18 protein-coding genes are annotated in these 16,802 nt (G+C 70.4%); 13 read left to right on the forward strand and 5 right to left on the reverse strand.

From position 1 onward, the window contains the following. Nucleotides 1-6: 6 nt before the first annotated feature. Nucleotides 7-2,094 (reverse strand): transketolase, encoded by a 2,088-nt coding sequence (gene tkt, locus RI578_RS29725; RefSeq protein ID WP_310873946.1) that lies wholly within the window; start codon nt 2,092-2,094, stop codon nt 7-9. Between the two features lie 373 nt (nt 2,095-2,467). Between tkt and RI578_RS29730 the strand changes: the two genes are divergently transcribed. From RI578_RS29730 to RI578_RS29740, 3 genes are all read left to right on the forward strand, one after another. Beyond that, nucleotides 2,468-3,421: a heme o synthase gene (locus RI578_RS29730; RefSeq protein ID WP_310873947.1), complete on the forward strand. Its 954-nt coding sequence runs from the start codon at nt 2,468-2,470 to the stop codon at nt 3,419-3,421. 98 nt (nt 3,422-3,519) lie between these two features. Further along, the gene (locus RI578_RS29735; protein ID WP_310873948.1) at nt 3,520-3,873 is read left to right on the forward strand and encodes a hypothetical protein; all 354 of its coding nucleotides are present in this window, start codon (nt 3,520-3,522) and stop codon (nt 3,871-3,873) included. A 98-nt stretch (nt 3,874-3,971) separates the two neighbouring features. Then, nucleotides 3,972-5,126, forward strand: coding sequence for an amidohydrolase family protein (locus RI578_RS29740; RefSeq protein ID WP_310873949.1), 1,155 nt, complete (start codon nt 3,972-3,974; stop codon nt 5,124-5,126). Here the strand turns inward: RI578_RS29740 and RI578_RS29745 are convergent. The 4 genes from RI578_RS29745 to RI578_RS29760 all read right to left on the reverse strand — a co-directional run bounded on the left by RI578_RS29745 (nt 5,113) and on the right by RI578_RS29760 (nt 9,074). Beyond that, complete coding sequence (locus RI578_RS29745; RefSeq protein WP_310873950.1) at nt 5,113-6,120, reverse strand: COX15/CtaA family protein; 1,008 nt, start codon at nt 6,118-6,120, stop codon at nt 5,113-5,115. The genes RI578_RS29740 and RI578_RS29745 overlap by 14 nt on opposite strands. Before the next feature lie 55 nt (nt 6,121-6,175). Further along, complete coding sequence (locus RI578_RS29750) at nt 6,176-6,952, reverse strand: ABC transporter permease (RefSeq protein ID WP_310873951.1); 777 nt, start codon at nt 6,950-6,952, stop codon at nt 6,176-6,178. Beyond that, a complete protein-coding gene (locus RI578_RS29755) occupies nt 6,949-7,872 on the reverse strand; it encodes an ABC transporter ATP-binding protein (RefSeq protein ID WP_310873952.1) in 924 nt (307 codons plus the stop codon). Before RI578_RS29755 ends, RI578_RS29750 begins: the two co-directional genes overlap by 4 nt. 413 nt (nt 7,873-8,285) lie before the next feature. Next, on the reverse strand, nt 8,286-9,074 hold the full coding sequence (locus RI578_RS29760; protein ID WP_310873953.1) for an AAC(3) family N-acetyltransferase: 789 nt from the start codon (nt 9,072-9,074) through the stop codon (nt 8,286-8,288). Between the two features lie 160 nt (nt 9,075-9,234). Between RI578_RS29760 and RI578_RS29765 the strand changes: the two genes are divergently transcribed. The 10 genes from RI578_RS29765 (at nt 9,235) to RI578_RS29810 (ending at nt 16,772) form a co-directional block, all read left to right on the forward strand. After that, nucleotides 9,235-9,996 carry a metalloregulator ArsR/SmtB family transcription factor gene (locus RI578_RS29765; protein WP_310873954.1) on the forward strand — a complete coding sequence of 254 codons (762 nt, stop codon included), beginning with the start codon at nt 9,235-9,237 and terminating at the stop codon, nt 9,994-9,996. Continuing rightward, the gene (gene sufB, locus RI578_RS29770) at nt 9,993-11,414 is read left to right on the forward strand and encodes a Fe-S cluster assembly protein SufB (RefSeq protein WP_121746398.1); all 1,422 of its coding nucleotides are present in this window, start codon (nt 9,993-9,995) and stop codon (nt 11,412-11,414) included. The genes RI578_RS29765 and sufB overlap by 4 nt, the downstream gene beginning before the upstream one ends. A 59-nt stretch (nt 11,415-11,473) precedes the next feature. Then, nucleotides 11,474-12,658: a Fe-S cluster assembly protein SufD gene (sufD, locus tag RI578_RS29775; protein ID WP_310873955.1), complete on the forward strand. Its 1,185-nt coding sequence runs from the start codon at nt 11,474-11,476 to the stop codon at nt 12,656-12,658. After that, the gene (locus RI578_RS29780; protein ID WP_279565804.1) at nt 12,655-12,972 is read left to right on the forward strand and encodes a non-heme iron oxygenase ferredoxin subunit; all 318 of its coding nucleotides are present in this window, start codon (nt 12,655-12,657) and stop codon (nt 12,970-12,972) included. The genes sufD and RI578_RS29780 overlap by 4 nt, the downstream gene beginning before the upstream one ends. Before the next feature lie 7 nt (nt 12,973-12,979). Beyond that, nucleotides 12,980-13,744 carry a Fe-S cluster assembly ATPase SufC gene (sufC, locus tag RI578_RS29785; RefSeq protein ID WP_310873956.1) on the forward strand — a complete coding sequence of 255 codons (765 nt, stop codon included), beginning with the start codon at nt 12,980-12,982 and terminating at the stop codon, nt 13,742-13,744. Further along, nucleotides 13,741-14,997: a cysteine desulfurase gene (locus tag RI578_RS29790; RefSeq protein ID WP_310873957.1), complete on the forward strand. Its 1,257-nt coding sequence runs from the start codon at nt 13,741-13,743 to the stop codon at nt 14,995-14,997. The genes sufC and RI578_RS29790 overlap by 4 nt, the downstream gene beginning before the upstream one ends. Nucleotides 14,998-15,014: 17 nt before the next feature. Next, nucleotides 15,015-15,485: a Fe-S cluster assembly sulfur transfer protein SufU gene (sufU, locus tag RI578_RS29795; RefSeq protein ID WP_030868583.1), complete on the forward strand. Its 471-nt coding sequence runs from the start codon at nt 15,015-15,017 to the stop codon at nt 15,483-15,485. Continuing rightward, nucleotides 15,482-15,814 carry a metal-sulfur cluster assembly factor gene (locus RI578_RS29800; protein ID WP_055416328.1) on the forward strand — a complete coding sequence of 111 codons (333 nt, stop codon included), beginning with the start codon at nt 15,482-15,484 and terminating at the stop codon, nt 15,812-15,814. The genes sufU and RI578_RS29800 overlap by 4 nt, the downstream gene beginning before the upstream one ends. A gap of 98 nt (nt 15,815-15,912) precedes the next feature. After that, complete coding sequence (locus RI578_RS29805) at nt 15,913-16,233, forward strand: multidrug efflux SMR transporter (RefSeq protein ID WP_310873958.1); 321 nt, start codon at nt 15,913-15,915, stop codon at nt 16,231-16,233. Further along, nucleotides 16,233-16,772: a TetR family transcriptional regulator gene (locus RI578_RS29810; RefSeq protein WP_310873959.1), complete on the forward strand. Its 540-nt coding sequence runs from the start codon at nt 16,233-16,235 to the stop codon at nt 16,770-16,772. Before RI578_RS29805 ends, RI578_RS29810 begins: the two co-directional genes overlap by 1 nt. The last annotated feature ends 30 nt before the right edge of the window (nt 16,773-16,802 follow it).

Raw genomic sequence — 16,802 nt, forward strand, 5'->3', positions numbered from 1 at the left:
TGAGCGTCAGCGCTGGGCTGCGGTCAGCGATTCCCGGGCAGCGGCGGCCACGTTCTCGGCAGTGAAGCCGAACTCGCGGAAGAGCACCTTGCCGTCCGCCGAAGCACCGAAGTGCTCCAGGGAAACGATGCGGCCGGCGTCCCCCACGTACTTGTGCCAGGTGAGGCCGATCCCGGCCTCGACCGCGACACGGGCCCTCACGGACGGGGGCAGGACGCTGTCCCGGTACCCCTGGTCCTGCTGCTCGAACCACTCGACGGACGGCATGGACACCACGCGGGTCGGCACACCGTCGGCCTGGAGCCGCTCGCGCGCCTCGACGGCGACGTGCACCTCGGAACCGGTGGCGATCAGCACCACCTCGGCGTCGCCGCCCTCGGCCTCGAACAGCACGTAGCCGCCCTTGGCCGCGTCGTCGTTCGGCTCGTACGTCGGCACACCCTGGCGGGTCAGCGCCAGACCGTGCGGCTGGCCCTTGCCGAACTCCTTCGTCCAGCGGCGCAGGATCTCGCGCCAGGCGATGGCCGTCTCGTTGGCATCCGCCGGGCGGACCACGTTCAGACCCGGGATGGCGCGCAGTGAGGCGAGGTGCTCGACGGGCTGGTGGGTCGGGCCGTCCTCGCCCAGACCGATGGAGTCGTGCGTCCACACGTACGTCACCGGCAGGTGCATCAGCGCCGACAGCCGCACGGCGTTGCGCATGTAGTCGGAGAAGACCAGGAACGTTCCGCCGTAGATGCGGGTGTTGCCGTGCAGCGCGATGCCGTTCATCTCGGCGGCCATCGCGTGCTCGCGGATGCCGAAGTGAATCGTGCGGCCGTACGGGTCCGCCTCGGGCAGCGGGTTGTCCGCCGGGAGGAAGGAGGACGTCTTGTCGATCGTCGTGTTGTTCGAGCCGGCCAGGTCGGCGGAGCCGCCCCACAGCTCGGGGACGATCGCGCCGAGCGCCTGGAGCACCTTGCCGGACGCGGCGCGGGTGGCGACACCCTTGCCGGTCTCGAAGACCGGGATCTTCTCCTCCCAGCCCTTGGGCAGCTCGCCCTTGGCGACCCGCTCGTACTCGGCGGCGCGGTTGGGGTTGTTGTCCCGCCACTGCTGGAAGGACTTCTCCCACACGGCGCGGGCCGCCTGGCCCCGCTCCAGCGCCTGCCGGGTGTGGCCGATGACCTCGTCGGAGACCTCGAAGGACTTCTCCGGGTCGAAGCCCAGGACCCGCTTGGTCGCCGCGACCTCGTCGTCGCCGAGCGCCGAGCCGTGCGCGGCCTCGGTGTTCTGGGCGTTCGGGGCGGGCCAGGCGATGATCGAGCGCATGGCGATGAAGGACGGCCGGTCGGTGACCTGCTTCGCCGCCTCGATCGCGTCGTAGAGCGCGTTCGGGTCCAGGTCGCCGTCGGGCTTCGGGGCGACGCGCTGCACGTGCCAGCCGTACGCCTCGTACCGCTTGCAGGTGTCCTCGGAGACGGCGGTCTCGGTGTCGCCCTCGATCGAGATGTGGTTGTCGTCCCAGAGCAGGACCAGGTTGCCGAGCTTCTGGTGGCCCGCGAGGGAGGAGGCCTCGGCGGAGATGCCCTCCTGGAGGCAGCCGTCACCGGCGATGCAGTAGATGAAGTGGTCGAACGGGGACTCGCCCTCGGCGGCCTCCGGGTCGAACAGACCGCGCTCGTAGCGGGCGGCCATCGCCATGCCCACCGCGTTGGCGACACCCTGGCCGAGCGGGCCGGTCGTCGTCTCCACGCCCGTAGTGTGGCCGTACTCGGGGTGGCCCGGGGTCTTGGAGCCCCACGTGCGGAAGGACTCCAGGTCCGCCAGCTCCAGGCCGAAGCCGGCCAGGTACAGCTGCGTGTAGAGGGTCAGGGACGAGTGGCCGGCGGACAGCACGAAACGGTCGCGCCCGACCCAGTTCGCGTCGGCGGGGTCGTGCCGCATCACCTTCTGGAAGAGGGTGTAGGCGGCGGGCGCCAGGCTCATCGCCGTACCCGGATGGCCGTTGCCAACCTTCTGTACGGCATCGGCGGCCAGGACGCGGGCGGTGTCCACGGCCCGCTGGTCCAGTTCGGTCCACTCGAGGTCTGTGGTGGTCGGCTTGGTGCTCACCCTGAGTCAGGGCTCCTCTCCACATGTCGGATGCCGGTGCACGTGGGCGCCCACCGGCTGCCGGCGCGTCCTGAGTCGGCCGGCCGTTGTTGAGCCTACCCCCGTAAGTACGTGCGTTTTTCCGCTGGAATCCAGACTGCCGGGACTCTCTTGGATCCGCCTGTCGACTGGGCGAAACCGCATTCGGCAAGTGAATACGGAGCCGCTCATCTGACCGCTCAATCGACCGTCCGAACGCACGTCGGAGCACCCCCTTCAACACGACCCCACCCCCGCGAAGGCCGAGGTATGGGCAACGTCTAAAGTGGCGTGGTACGCGCGAGCCTTTACCGCCACTTCACACGGTCGGGCTTGCTGGGAGTCTCTGTCAGGGGTGTGCGTGACGGCCGTTGAATCCCGTCCTGCGGGGGTTATCGGGACGAGCCAGAGCCCGAGTCACCGGCCGTTCGGGGCCCGTGTCAAGGCGTTCGTGGCGTTGACCAAGCCGCGGATCATCGAGCTTCTGCTGATCACCACCGTTCCGGTGATGTTCCTGGCCGAGCAGGGTGTTCCGGATCTGAAGCTGGTGCTGCTGACCTGTGTCGGCGGTTACCTGTCCGCGGGCGGCGCCAACGCGCTGAACATGTACATCGACCGCGACATCGACGCGTTGATGGACCGGACCTCGCAGCGCCCGTTGGTGACCGGCATGGTCAGCCCGGCGGAATGCCTCGTCTTCGGCATCACCCTGGCCATCGTCTCGACGCTGCTGTTCGGCCTCACCGTCAACTGGCTGTCGGCCTGGCTCTCGCTCGGCGCGCTCCTCTTCTACGTCGTCGTCTACACGATGATCCTCAAGCGCCGCACCTCGCAGAACATCGTCTGGGGCGGCATCGCCGGCTGTCTGCCGGTACTCATCGGCTGGTCGGCCGTGACCAACTCGATGTCCTGGGCGCCGATCATCCTCTTCGGGGTGATGTTCTTCTGGACGCCGCCGCACTACTGGCCGCTGTCCATGAAGGTCAAGGAGGACTACGCGCGCGTCGGCGTGCCGATGCTCCCGGTCATCGCCTCCAACAAGGTCGTCGCCCGGCAGATCGTCATCTACAGCTGGGTGATGGTCGTCGTGTCGCTGCTGCTGACGCCGCTCGGCTACACCGGCTGGTTCTACACGGCGGTGGCCCTGCTGGCCGGCGGCATGTGGCTGTGGGAGGCACACGGGCTGCAGAACCGCGCCAAGTCCGAGGCGACGGGCGGCAAGCTCAAGGAGATGCGGCTCTTCCACTGGTCCATCACCTATGTGTCGGTGCTGTTCCTGGCGATCGCGGTGGATCCCTTCCTGCGCTGAGCAGCTCCTTGTAGAAGGCCCCGACGGGCGGGGTGCGTGGTCAAGGCCACGCACCCCGCCCGTCGCCGTTTGATCTACCCGTCGGTAGCATCCTGGTCATGGCAGACACGCAGCAGGTTGACACGAAGGCCGGGTGGGCCGAGCGGTGGGCCGAGTACCGGCTGACCCGGATGGCCGGGCGGATCGACTCCTTCTCCAAGGCGCACGGCGGCGCCGAGGGCCAGGTGGCCTACCTCGGTGAGCGCGGCGCCCGGATCGTGCTCGTCGGCGCGGACGGCGCCTGGGGCGACCTGGTCGCGCGCTCCTACGAGACGGCGCGGAAGGCCGTGGAGAAGGCCGGGATCACCGTCCACGAGGACTTCGACGGCGAGTTCGCGGCCAAGGTGGAGACCGGCCCCTACGAGTGGTCGCGTATGGCGGGCATCCAGGTGGGCGGCCCGAGCAACACCTGAGACCGGGTTCACCCGTTAGGACCGTAGGAAGCCGTCAGGCGCACGAGCCGCGAGGCCCACGAGCCGCACGGCGCACGGTCCCAGCACGGGGAGTCCGGATGATCGAAACGCCGTCCCTGGTGGACCAGTACTGCCACGGCGTCCTGAGAACGGAGCTGGGCCTCGGCACCTTCGAGGCCCGGCTGGCCCGCACCGAGGGACCGCCCGCGCCGGGCACCACCCTCTTCGACACCCAGACCGGCTTCGCGGTACGCCGCTGGTGCCCGCCCCTGCTGGGCCTGGAACCGCACTGCCCGCCCGCCCGCTATCTGGCCCGGCGCCGCGAACTGGGCGTCATGGAGGCCGACCGCCGGCTGCTGCGCGGCAGCGGCATCACGACGTACCTGGTCGACGCGGGCCTGCCCGGCGACCTCACCGGCCCCGCCGAGATGGCGTCCGCGGCGGACGCGGACGCTCACGAGATCGTGCGCCTCGAACTGCTCGCCGAGCAGGTCGCCGACACCTCCGGCACCGTCGAGTCCTTCCTCGCCAACCTCGCCGAGGCCGTGCACGGCGCCGCCGCGAACGCGGTCGCCTTCACCTCCGTCGCGGGCGTACGGCACGGCCTGGCGCTCGCGCCGGAACCGCCGGGCCCGGGGGAGGTGCGCGGCGCCGCCGCCCGCTGGCTGACGGGACGCGAGGTCGGCGGTGAGTTGAGCGACCCGGTACTCCTGCGCCACCTGCTGTGGATCGCCGTCGCCTCGGGTCTGCCGCTCCAGCTGCACGCGGGCCTCGGCGAGCCCGGCCTGCGCATCGACCGCACCGACCCGGTCCTGCTGACGGACTTCGTGCGGGCCACCGCCGGCCTCGGCACCGACCTGGTCCTGTTGCACGGCTACCCGTACCACCGCCACGCCGCCCACCTCGCCGGCGTCTTCCCGCACGTCTACGCCGACTCGGGCGCCGCCCTGGTGCGCACCGGCGCCCGCGCGGCGACGGTCCTCGCGGAGATCCTGGAGTTGGCCCCCTTCGGCAAGATCCTGTTCTCCAGCGGCGCCCAGGGCCTGCCCGAGCTGCACGTGGTCGCCGCCCGGCTGTTCCGCGAGGCCCTGGGACGGGTGTTGGGCACCTGGGTGGCCGAGGGGGCGTGGTCCCTGGGGGACGCGCAGCGGGTGGCGGGGATGATCGCTTCGGGGAACGCGGGACGCGTGTACGGCCTGGAGCAGGCACCGGCGCCTCCCGCCGGGAACGTCAGCCCGTTCAGGCCCGTGTGAGCGTCGCCTCCGCCGCCGGGCCGGGCACACCGGCCGTCTCCTCCGGCCGCTCGCGCAGCGCCAGCAGCACCCTCAGCGCCGCGATCCACATCACGCACGAGCCGAACATGTGCAGGGCGACCAGGACCTCGGGCAGGTCGGTGAAGTACTGGACGTAGCCGATGGCCCCCTGCGCGAGCAGCACCAGGAACAGATCGCGGGTGCGGGCCAGCGGGCCCTTGGGCGCGTCGACCGCCTTCAGGACGAACCACAGGGCGAACGTCAGCGTCACCACGACCCACGCCAGGACGGCGTGCACCTTGCTCACCGTCTCCCAGTCGAGCGGCATCCGGGGGACATCGCTGGAGTCGCCCGCGTGCGGACCGGCCCCGGTGACCACCGTGCCGACCGCGATCAGCAGCACGGAGACGGCGATCAGCGCCCACACCAGCTGCTGGACGGCCTTGCCGACCAGGGGGCGCGGTGCCGCGTCGCCCTCCCGGGTGCGCTGCCACATCACGGTCGCGACGGCGATCAGCGCGGTCGACAGCAGGAAGTGGGCCGCGACGGTGTACGGGTTGAGGCCGACCAGGACCACGATGCCGCCGAGGATCGCGTTGCCCATCACGATCCAGAACTGCAGCCAGCCCAGCCGCGTCAAGCCACGCCGGTAGGGCTTCTGCGACCGCGCGGCGATGATCGCCCAGCCGACCGCGGCGCACAGCACGTAGGTCAGCAGGCGGTTGCCGAACTCGATGACGCCGTGGAAGCCCATCTCACTGGTGGTGGTCAGCGAGTCGTCGGTGCACTTGGGCCAGGTCGGGCAGCCGAGGCCCGAGCCGGTCAGGCGCACGGCACCGCCGGTGACGACGATGAGCACCGCCATGGTGAGCGCGGCGAGGGCCGCCCGGCGGACCGTCCGGGGCTCCGGGGTCCAGCGTGCGGCGATGAAGGCGAGCGGGTTGCGCACGGCGGCTGCGGCGTCGGCACGGGTCACGTTTGGCACGCCGTCCATCGTAGGCGGCCGCTTGTGCACGCTTTCACTAGGGTCCCGTCTCCGGTCCGGGCGCCTACTCCCAGCGGAAGAACCTCCCGGCCGCCGCGAGCCCCACGACCGCCCACACGGCGAGGATCCCCAGGTCGCCCCAGGGCATCCCGGCCCCGTGCTGGAGGACGTCCCGCAGCCCGTCCGACAGGGCGGAGATCGGCAGCAGCCCCAGCACGCTCTGCGCCGCGTCCGGGAACTTGTCCAGCGGCACGATCACCCCGCCGCCCACGAGCAGCAGCAGGAAGACCAGGTTGGCGGCGGCCAGCGTGGCCTCCGCCTTCAGCGTGCCCGCCATCAGCAGCCCGAGCCCGGAGAAGGCGGCCGTGCCGAGGACCAGGAGCAGCAGCACGGCGAACGGGTTGCCGTGCGGCGACCAGCCCAGCGCGAAGGCGATCACCGCCAGCAGGATGATCTGGAGGACCTCGGTGACCAGCACGGACATCGTCTTCGCGGTCATCAGTGCCCAGCGCGGCAGCGGCGAGGCGGCCAGCCGCTTCAGCACCCCGTACCGGCGCTCGAAGCCGGTGCCGATGGCCTGCCCGGTGAACGCCGTCGACATCACGGCGAGCGCCAGGATGCCGGGCGCGAGGAAGTCGACGGCCTCGCCGGCGCCGGTGTCGATGATGTCCACGGAGCTGAACAGGACGAGCAGCAGCGTCGGAATGATCACCGTCAGCAGCAGCTGCTCGCCGTTGCGCAGCAGCATCTTCGTCTCGAGCACGGCCTGGGTCGCGATCATGCGGCCGAGCGGCGCGGCACCGGGCTTCGGCGTGTAGGTGCCGGTGGTCGTCGTCGTCATGAGCGCAGTTCCTTGCCCGTAAGCTCCAAAAAGACGTCCTCCAGCGTGTGCCGCTCCACCGAGATGCGGTCCGGCATCACTCCGTGCTGGGCGCACCAGGAGGTCACCGTGGCGAGCAGCTGCGGGTCGACCTTGCCGTTGACGCGGTAGGAGCCCGGGGTCAGCTCGGCGGCCGCGGAGTCCGCGGGCAGCGCCTTGAGCAGGGACGCGACGTCCAGTCCTGGCCGGCCGGAGAACCGCAGGGTGTTCTCGGCGCCGCCGCGGCACAGCTCCTCGGGCGAGCCCTGCGCGATGACCCGGCCGGCGTCGATGATGGCGACGTCGTCGGCCAGCTGCTCGGCCTCGTCCATGTGGTGCGTGGTGAGGATCACCGAGACGCCGTCGCCGCGCAGGTCCCGTACGAGGTCCCAGGTGGCGCGGCGGGCCTGCGGGTCCAGGCCGGCGGTCGGCTCGTCCAGGAACACCAGCTCGGGGCGGCCGACCACGGCCATCGCCAGGGCGAGCCGCTGCTGCTGGCCGCCGGAGAGCCTGCGGTACGTCGTCCGGCCGCACGAGCCGAGGCCGAGCCGCTCGATCAGCGCGTCGACGTCCAGCGGGTGGGCGTGCAGCTTCGCGACGTGGCGCAGCATCTCGTCCGCGCGGGCGCCGGAGTAGACGCCGCCGGACTGGAGCATCACGCCGATCCGGGGCCGCAGCTCGGAGCCCTGTGCCACCGGGTCGAGGCCCAGCACGCGCACCGTGCCGGAGTCGGGCCTGCGGTAACCCTCGCAGGTCTCGACGGTGGTCGTCTTGCCCGCCCCGTTGGGGCCGAGTACGGCGGTCACACCCGCCCGGGCCACCAGGTCGAGGCCGTCCACCGCGGTCTTCGTGCCGTACCGCTTCACCAGGGCCTGGACCTGGACCACGGGCTCGCTTCGCATGGGTCACGAGTCTAGGTACGCGGCCGGGGACTCAGGCGCGGGGGTGCGGGATCTCCTCCGGAGGGGTGGGCGTACGGGGGCGCTCGTGGGGGCCGGTGAACGCTTGCGGACCGGGACGGCGTACGCCGCTCAGGGCCGTGTGCGGGCGGCCGCGGGGGGTGGGCTTACGGCACTGAGGTGGCCGTACGCGGGCGGACGCAGGGGCTGCCGCGGGGGTTGGACGCGCGGTGCTTGTGGCGTCCGGGCGCGGGTGGGTACGGGGGGCGGCGCTCGTCGGCGTACGGCGCTCAGGCTCGTGAGCCGTCCCTCGCGGGGTGTGCCGGGCTCGCGAGGCCCCCGCGCGGGCCGCTCACCGGTGCCGGTGCGGCGGGCAGGCGACCGGGCACGTCGTTCGAGGCCGGTCGCCCGGGCCGTCACTCGCGGGGGCGGTGCAGCGGCAGCCAGCGCTCCGCGTAGGCGACCGCGTCCGCCAGCGGGAACAGCCGCGTGACGGCCGCACCGACCCGTCCCCGTACGACGGGCCGGTCCCGTTCGAAGTCGTGGCCCAGCTCGTCGAACCGGTCGGAGGTGATCGACACCTCGGTGACCCGTTCCCAGCCCACCGGTCCCGGCCGCCCCACCTCGACCAGCGGGGACGGAATCCGGTACTCGGCGAGGTGGAAGCCCGTGCAGGCCTCGAAGCCCGTGCCGAGCAGCAGCACCCGGGCGCCCAGCCGCTCCAGGGTCGCCAGCGGACTGCGCTCGCCCAGCCGGCAGTCGGTCGCGTGCCCCGCGACCACCTCGGCGGCGCGTGGGCCGAGGGCCGCGAAGGACGTCTGCGGGTGCGCGCTGCGCAGGGCGCCCGGCCAGGTGCGCACGGTCTCGGGCAGCACCCCGACCCCGCGCGAGGGCGTGATCAGCGGGTCGTAGGCGGGCATCGCGGTCCGGACGGTGGCCCACCACTCCTCGGGCACCGGCGGGCTCTTCCACAGGGCCGGGTCCGAGAGGTCGCCGGTCTGGGTGGGGACCACCAGCGTGCCGTCCGGGCCGAGCGCGTCGAGCAGTCCCTGGACGACCGCGACCGGACCTCCGCAGACCCAGCCGAGGGAGCTGAGGGAGGAGTGCACGAGGAGGGTGTCGTCGGTCCGCACACCCAGCTCGCGCAGCCCGGCGGCGATCGTGCCGCGGGTGACGAGTGGGCCGGTGGGAGGGGGTGTGGGCATGCCGGGGAGTGTCCCGCAGGCCGGTCCCGCGCGCCACCGGATTGATCGATCAAAGATCGTTTCCGCAGGTCAGGTTAGGTGTACCTAAGTGACGCAGGGCACCGTACGAAGATCCGGACGCGGCTTGCCGACCCCGGAGGAATTACGCAACAATGGCGTTGTGAAAAACGTTGGCGAGGCTCCGCAGGAGGAACTCGCGACCGGTGAGCGGTCCACCCGCAACCGTGTCGCGCGCTCCGTCCTGGACCACGGGCCGTCGACCGTCGCCGAGCTCGCCGGGCGCCTGGGCCTCACCCAGGCCGCCGTCCGGCGCCACCTCGACGCGCTGGTCGCCGACGACGTGGTCGAAGCCCGTGAGCAGCGGATCTACGGCACGCGCACGCGCGGGCGACCCGCCAAGGTCTTCGCGCTCACCGACTGCGGCCGGGACGCCTTCGACCAGTCGTACGACAAGCTGGCCGCGGACGCCCTGCGCTGGATCGGCCGGCAGGAGGGCGGGGAGCAGGCGATCGCCGCCTTCGCCCGCGCCCGGATCGCCGCCCAGGGAGGCGCGTACCGCAAGGCGGTCGAGTCCGTCCCGCCCGAGAAGCGCACGGAAGCGCTGGCCAAGGCCCTGAGCGCGGACGGGTACGCTGCTACCGCGCGGAGCGCACCCCACCCCCAGCAGGGCGAGCAGCTGTGCCAGCACCACTGCCCGGTCGCCCACGTCGCAGAGCAGTTTCCGCAGCTGTGCGAGGCGGAGACGGAATTTTTCGCCGAGCTGCTCGGTACTCATGTACAGCGGCTCGCGACCATCGCGCACGGCGACGGGGTCTGCACCACGTTCATTCCGAAGACTTCGCACGCGCCGCCGCCCGCGGCGCAAGCGCCCACGAACACCGCTAACGCATCTGCAAGCACGGCCGGGAGGAACCCCGCATGACTCTCCCCACGGAGACTGCTCACCCTGAGCTCGAGGGTCTGGGCAAGTACGAATACGGCTGGGCCGACTCCGACACGGCCGGCGCCTCTGCCAAGCGCGGCATCAACGAGGACGTCGTCCGCGACATCTCGTCGAAGAAGAACGAGCCGGAGTGGATGACCAAGCTCCGCCTCAAGGGCCTGCGCCTCTTCGAGAAGAAGCCCATGCCGAACTGGGGCTCGGACCTGTCGGGCATCGACTTCGACAACATCAAGTACTTCGTGCGCTCCACGGAGAAGCAGGCGGAGTCCTGGGAGGACCTGCCCGAGGACATCAAGAACACGTACGACAAGCTCGGCATCCCCGAGGCGGAGAAGCAGCGCCTCGTCGCCGGTGTCGCGGCCCAGTACGAGTCCGAGGTCGTCTACCACCAGATCCGCGAGGACCTGGAGGAGCAGGGCGTCATCTTCCTGGACACCGACACGGCCCTGAAGGAGCACCCGGAGCTCTTCAAGGAGTACTTCGGGACCGTCATCCCCGTCGGCGACAACAAGTTCGCCTCGCTGAACAGCGCGGTGTGGTCCGGCGGCTCCTTCATCTACGTGCCGAAGGGCGTGCACGTCGAGATCCCGCTCCAGGCCTACTTCCGTATCAACACGGAGAACATGGGCCAGTTCGAGCGGACCCTGATCATCGTCGACGAGGGTGCCTACGTGCACTACGTCGAGGGCTGCACGGCTCCGATCTACAAGTCGGACTCGCTGCACTCCGCCGTGGTCGAGATCATCGTCAAGAAGAACGCCCGCTGCCGCTACACGACCATCCAGAACTGGTCGAACAACGTCTACAACCTGGTCACCAAGCGCGCCGTGGCGTACGAGGGCGCGACCATGGAGTGGATCGACGGCAACATCGGCTCCAAGGTGACGATGAAGTACCCGGCCGTCTACCTGATGGGCGAGCACGCCAAGGGCGAGACCCTGTCCATCGCCTTCGCGGGCGAGGGCCAGCACCAGGACGCCGGCTCCAAGATGGTCCACATGGCGCCCAACACGTCCTCCAACATCGTCTCCAAGTCCGTGGCGCGCGGCGGCGGCCGCACCTCCTACCGCGGTCTCGTCGAGATCGGCGAGGGCGCCCACGGCTCCAAGTCGAACGTGCTGTGCGACGCGCTGCTCGTCGACACCATCTCCCGCTCCGACACGTACCCGTACGTGGACGTCCGCGAGGACGACGTGTCCATGGGCCACGAGGCGACCGTCTCCAAGGTCTCCGAGGACCAGCTCTTCTACCTGATGAGCCGCGGTCTGAGCGAGTTCGAGGCGATGGCGATGATCGTGCGCGGCTTCGTCGAGCCGATCGCCAAGGAGCTGCCGATGGAGTACGCCCTCGAGCTCAACCGGCTGATCGAGCTGCAGATGGAAGGCGCGGTCGGTTAAGACCCGCCCCCGAAGCAGTCGCCAGATTTCTGACGTAGGAAGAGAGCAGACCGACAGCCATGGCTGAGGCTCAGAACATCCCCGTGGGGTCCACCACCGCGGGCCAGATCGCGGTGGCCGCCGAGTCGACCGTCGCCACGCGCATGAGCGCGCCCGCGTCCTTCGACGTGGCGGACTTCCCGGTCCCGCACGGCCGCGAGGAGGAGTGGCGGTTCACGCCGCTGGAGCGGCTGCGCGGGCTGCACGACGGCACCGCGGTCGCCACCGGCGACGGCGTGAAGGTCGACATCGACGCGCCCGAGGGCGTCGTCGTCGAGACCGTCGGCCGTGACGACGCGCGCATCGGCAGGGCCGGCACCCCCGTGGACCGGGTCGCCGCCCAGGCCTACTCGGCGTTCGAGAAGGCCGGCGTGCTCACCGTCCCCAAGGAGACGGTCCTCACCGAGCCGATCCGCATCGCCGTGCACGGCGAGGGCGGCACCGCCTACGCCCACCAGGTCGTCGAGCTGGGTGCCTTCGCCGAGGCCGTGGTCGTCATCGACCACACCGGTGACGCGGTGCTCGCCGCCAACGTCGACTACGTCCTGGGCGACGGCGCCAAGCTGACCGTCGTCTCCGTCCAGGACTGGGACGACAAGGCCGTGCACGTCGGCCAGCACAACGCGCTGATCGGCCGGGACGCCACCTTCAAGTCCTTCGTGGTCACCTTCGGCGGCGACCTGGTCCGGCTGCACCCGCGCGTCGCCTACGCCGGCCCCGGCGGCGAGGCCGAGCTGTTCGGCCTCTACTTCACCGACCAGGGCCAGCACCAGGAGCACCGCCTCCTGGTCGACCACAACGTCCCGCACTGCAAGTCCAACGTCGTCTACAAGGGCGCGCTGCAGGGCGACGACGCGCACGCGGTCTGGATCGGCGACGTGCTCATCGAGGCCGCGGCCGAGGGCACCGACACCTACGAGATGAACCGCAACCTCGTCCTCACGGACGGCGCTCGGGTCGACTCGGTGCCGAACCTGGAGATCGAGACCGGCGAGATCGTCGGCGCCGGCCACGCCTCCGCCACCGGCCGCTTCGACGACGAGCAGCTCTTCTACCTGATGGCGCGCGGCATCCCCGAGATCGACGCCCGCCGCCTGGTGGTCCGCGGCTTCTTCGCCGAGCTGGTCCAGCAGATCGGTGTCTCGGACATCGAGGAGCGCCTGCTCGCCAAGATCGAAGAGGAGCTGGAGGCGTCGGTCGCATGACCTTCGTACGCGTCTGTGGAGCGGGCGAGCTGGAGGAGGACACCCCGAAGCGGGTGGAACTCGACGGCACGCCGATCTCCGTCGTGCGCACCGAGGGCGAGCTGTTCGCGATCCACGACATCTGCTCGCACGCGAACGTCTCCCTCGCCGAGGGCGAGGTCGACGACTGCCACATCGAGTGCTGGCTGCACGGCTCGCGCTTCGACCTCCGTTCCGGCAAGCCCGACAGTCTTCCGGCGACGCGCCCCGTCCCCGTATACCCCGTAAAGATCGAAGGGGACGACGTGCTCGTCTCCCTCACCCAGGAGTCCTGAGGCACCCATGGCAACGCTTGAAATCCGAGACCTGCACGTCACCGTCGAGGCCGACAACGCCACGAAGGAGATCCTCAAGGGCGTCGACCTCACCGTGAAGCAGGGCGAGACGCACGCCATCATGGGCCCGAACGGCTCCGGCAAGTCGACCCTCGCCTACTCCCTCGCGGGTCACCCCAAGTACACGATCACCGGCGGCACCGTCACCCTCGACGGCGAGGACGTCCTGGAGATGTCCGTCGACGAGCGCGCCCGCGCCGGCCTGTTCCTCGCGATGCAGTACCCGGTCGAGGTCCCCGGCGTCTCGGTCTCCAACTTCCTGCGCACCTCCGCCACCGCCGTCCGCGGCGAGGCCCCCAAGCTGCGCCACTGGGTGAAGGAGGTCAAGGAGGCCATGGAGCGCCTCAACATGGACCCCGCCTTCGCCGAGCGCAACGTCAACGAGGGCTTCTCCGGCGGTGAGAAGAAGCGCCACGAGATCCTCCAGCTGGAGCTGCTCAAGCCGAAGATCGCGATCCTCGACGAGACCGACTCCGGCCTCGACGTCGACGCCCTGCGCGTCGTCTCCGAGGGCGTCAACCGCGTCCACGAGTCGGGCGAGGTCGGCACCCTGCTGATCACCCACTACACGCGCATCCTGCGCTACATCAAGCCCGACCACGTCCACGTCTTCGCCAACGGCCGCATCGCCGAGTCGGGCGGCGCCGAGCTGGCCGACAAGCTGGAGGCCGAGGGCTACGAGGCATACACGAAGGGCGGCGCATCCGAGTGACACAGCTGCCGGGCCTCCTCGACACCGAGGCGATCCGCAAGGACTTTCCGATCCTGGACCGCCAGGTCCACGACGGGCGGAAGCTCGTGTACCTGGACAACGCGGCGACCAGCCAGAAGCCGCGTCAGGTGCTGGACGCGCTCAGCGAGTACTACGAGCGCTACAACGCCAACGTCCACCGTGGTGTGCACGTCCTCGCCGAGGAGGCCACGGCACTGTACGAGGGCGCGCGGGACAAGGTCGCGGAGTTCATCAACGCGCCCTCCCGCGACGAGGTGATCTTCACCAAGAACGCCTCGGAGTCGCTCAACCTGGTCGCGAACATGCTGGGCTGGGCCGACGACCCCTACCGCGTGGACGCCGACACCGAGATCGTCATCACGGAGATGGAGCACCACTCCAACATCGTGCCGTGGCAGCTGCTGGCGCAGCGCACCGGTGCGAAGCTCCGCTGGTTCGGTCTCACGGACGACGGCCGTCTGGACCTCTCGAACATCGAGGAGGTCATCACCGAGAAGACGAAGATCGTCTCCTTCGTGCTGGTCTCCAACATCCTGGGCACCCAGAACCCGGTCGAGGCGATCGTGCGCCGCGCCCAGGAGGTCGGCGCGCTGGTCTGCATCGACGCCTCCCAGGCCGCGCCGCACATGCCGATGGACGTACAGGCCCTCCAGGCCGACTTCGTGGCCTTCACCGGCCACAAGATGTGCGGCCCGACGGGCATCGGCGTCCTGTGGGGCCGCCAGGAGCTGCTGGAGGACCTCCCGCCCTTCCTCGGCGGCGGCGAGATGATCGAGACGGTCTCGATGCACTCCTCCACGTACGCCCCGGCGCCCCACAAGTTCGAGGCGGGCACGCCCCCGGTCGCGCAGGCGGTCGGTCTCGGCGCGGCGATCGACTACCTCAACTCGATCGGCATGGACAAGGTCCTGGCCCACGAGCACGCGCTCACCGAGTACGCGGTGAAGCGGCTGCTGGAGGTCCCGGACCTGCGCATCATCGGCCCGACGACGGCCGAGGAGCGCGGCGCGGCGATCAGCTTCACGCTCGGCGACATCCACCCGCACGACGTGGGCCAGGTCCTCGACGAGCAGGGCATCGCGGTCCGGGTCGGCCACCACTGCGCCCGCCCCGTCTGCCTCCGCTACGGAATTCCTGCGACCACGCGAGCGTCGTTCTATCTGTACTCCACGCCGGCCGAGATCGACGCACTGGTCGACGGCCTGGAGCACGTACGGAACTTCTTCGGCTGACGGGACGAGCGAAGAGCATGAAGCTGGACTCCATGTACCAGGAAGTCATCCTGGACCACTACAAGAACCCGCACGGGCGTGGTCTGAGGGACGGCGACGCCGAGGTGCACCACGTCAACCCGACGTGCGGCGACGAGATCACGCTGCGCGTGAAGTACGACGGCACGACGATCAGTGACGTCAGCTACGAGGGCCAGGGCTGCTCGATCAGCCAGGCGAGCGCCTCCGTGCTGAACGACCTGCTGGTCGGCAAGGACCTCGCCCAGGCGCAGCGGATCCAGGAGACCTTCCTGGAGCTGATGCAGTCCAAGGGCAGGATCGAGCCGGACGACGCGATGGAGGAGGTCCTGGAGGACGCGGTCGCGTTCGCCGGGGTCTCGAAGTACCCGGCCCGGGTCAAGTGCGCCCTGCTGAGCTGGATGGCCTGGAAGGACGCGACGGCCCAGGCACTGGACGGCGCCGACGCCGAGAAGGAGACGACGGCATGAGTGAGACCGTGGAAATGAAGCCGGCCTCCGAGGAGGAGGTCCGCGAGGCCCTGCTGGACGTCGTGGACCCCGAGCTGGGCATCGATGTCGTCAACCTGGGCCTGATCTACGGCGTCCACATCGACGACGCGAACATCGCGACCATCGACATGACCCTGACGTCGGCGGCCTGTCCGCTGACGGATGTGATCGAGGACCAGGCCAAGTCCGCCACGGACGGCATCGTCAACGAGCTGCGGATCAACTGGGTCTGGATGCCGCCGTGGGGCCCGGACAAGATCACGGACGACGGCCGCGAGCAGCTGCGCGCGCTCGGGTTCAACGTCTGAGACACACCACTGCGCGAAAGAAACGGCGACACCCACCGGGTGTCGCCGTTTCTGTGTCCGGGGAGCCTCTCGGGGCTACGTTATGTACGCTCGTACACATGGGATATCTGCTCCTGGCCGGAGCCATCGCCGCCGAGGTCGCCGGGACCACCGCCATGAAGTACAGCGAGGGCTTCAGCAGGCTGGGTCCCTCACTGCTGACAGCGCTCGCGTACGTGCTCTCCTTCGCGCTGCTCGCCCAGACCCTGAAGGTCCTCGCCGTGGGCACGGCGTACGCCATCTGGGCCGGCGTGGGCACCGCCGCGATCGCCGCGATCGGCGTGGTGTTCATGGGCGAGGGGATGACCGTCACCAAGGCCGCCGGCATCGCGTTGATCATCATCGGCGTGGTCGTCCTCAACCTGGGCGGCGCGCACTGATGTCCCGCCGCTACGACCCGGAACGACGCCAGCGCATCATCGACGCGGCGATCCGGGTGGTCGGACACAAGGGCATCGCCGGCCTCAGCCACCGCACCGTCGCCGCCGAGGCCGACGTGCCCCTCGGCTCGACGACGTACCACTTCGCGACCCTGGACGAGCTCCTGGTCGCCGCCCTGCGCCAGGCGAACGAGGGCTTCGCCAAGGTGGTCGCCGCGCACCCGGCCCTGGCGGACCCCCGGGCCGACCTGCCCGCCGAACTCGCCCGCGTCCTCGGCGAGTGGCTGGCCGGCGACCGCACCGGCGTCGAGCTGGAGTACGAGCTGTACCTGGCCGCCCTGCGCCGCCCCGCCCTGCGCCCGGTCGCCGCGGAGTGGGCCGAGGGCGTCGCCGACCTCCTCTCCTGCCGCACGGACCCGGTGACGGCCCGCGCCCTGGTGGCCCTGCTGGACGGCATCTGCCTCCAGGTACTGCTGACGGGGGCGCCGTACGACGAGGAGTACGCGAGGGACGTGCTGGGGCGGGTGCTCGGTAGGTGACCGGGACGGACCTCGCAGCGGGCGCCCGCG

Origin of the sequence: Streptomyces sp. BB1-1-1, from assembly GCF_031597775.1 — a bacterium.
Taxonomy (GTDB): domain Bacteria; phylum Actinomycetota; class Actinomycetes; order Streptomycetales; family Streptomycetaceae; genus Streptomyces; species Streptomyces thinghirensis.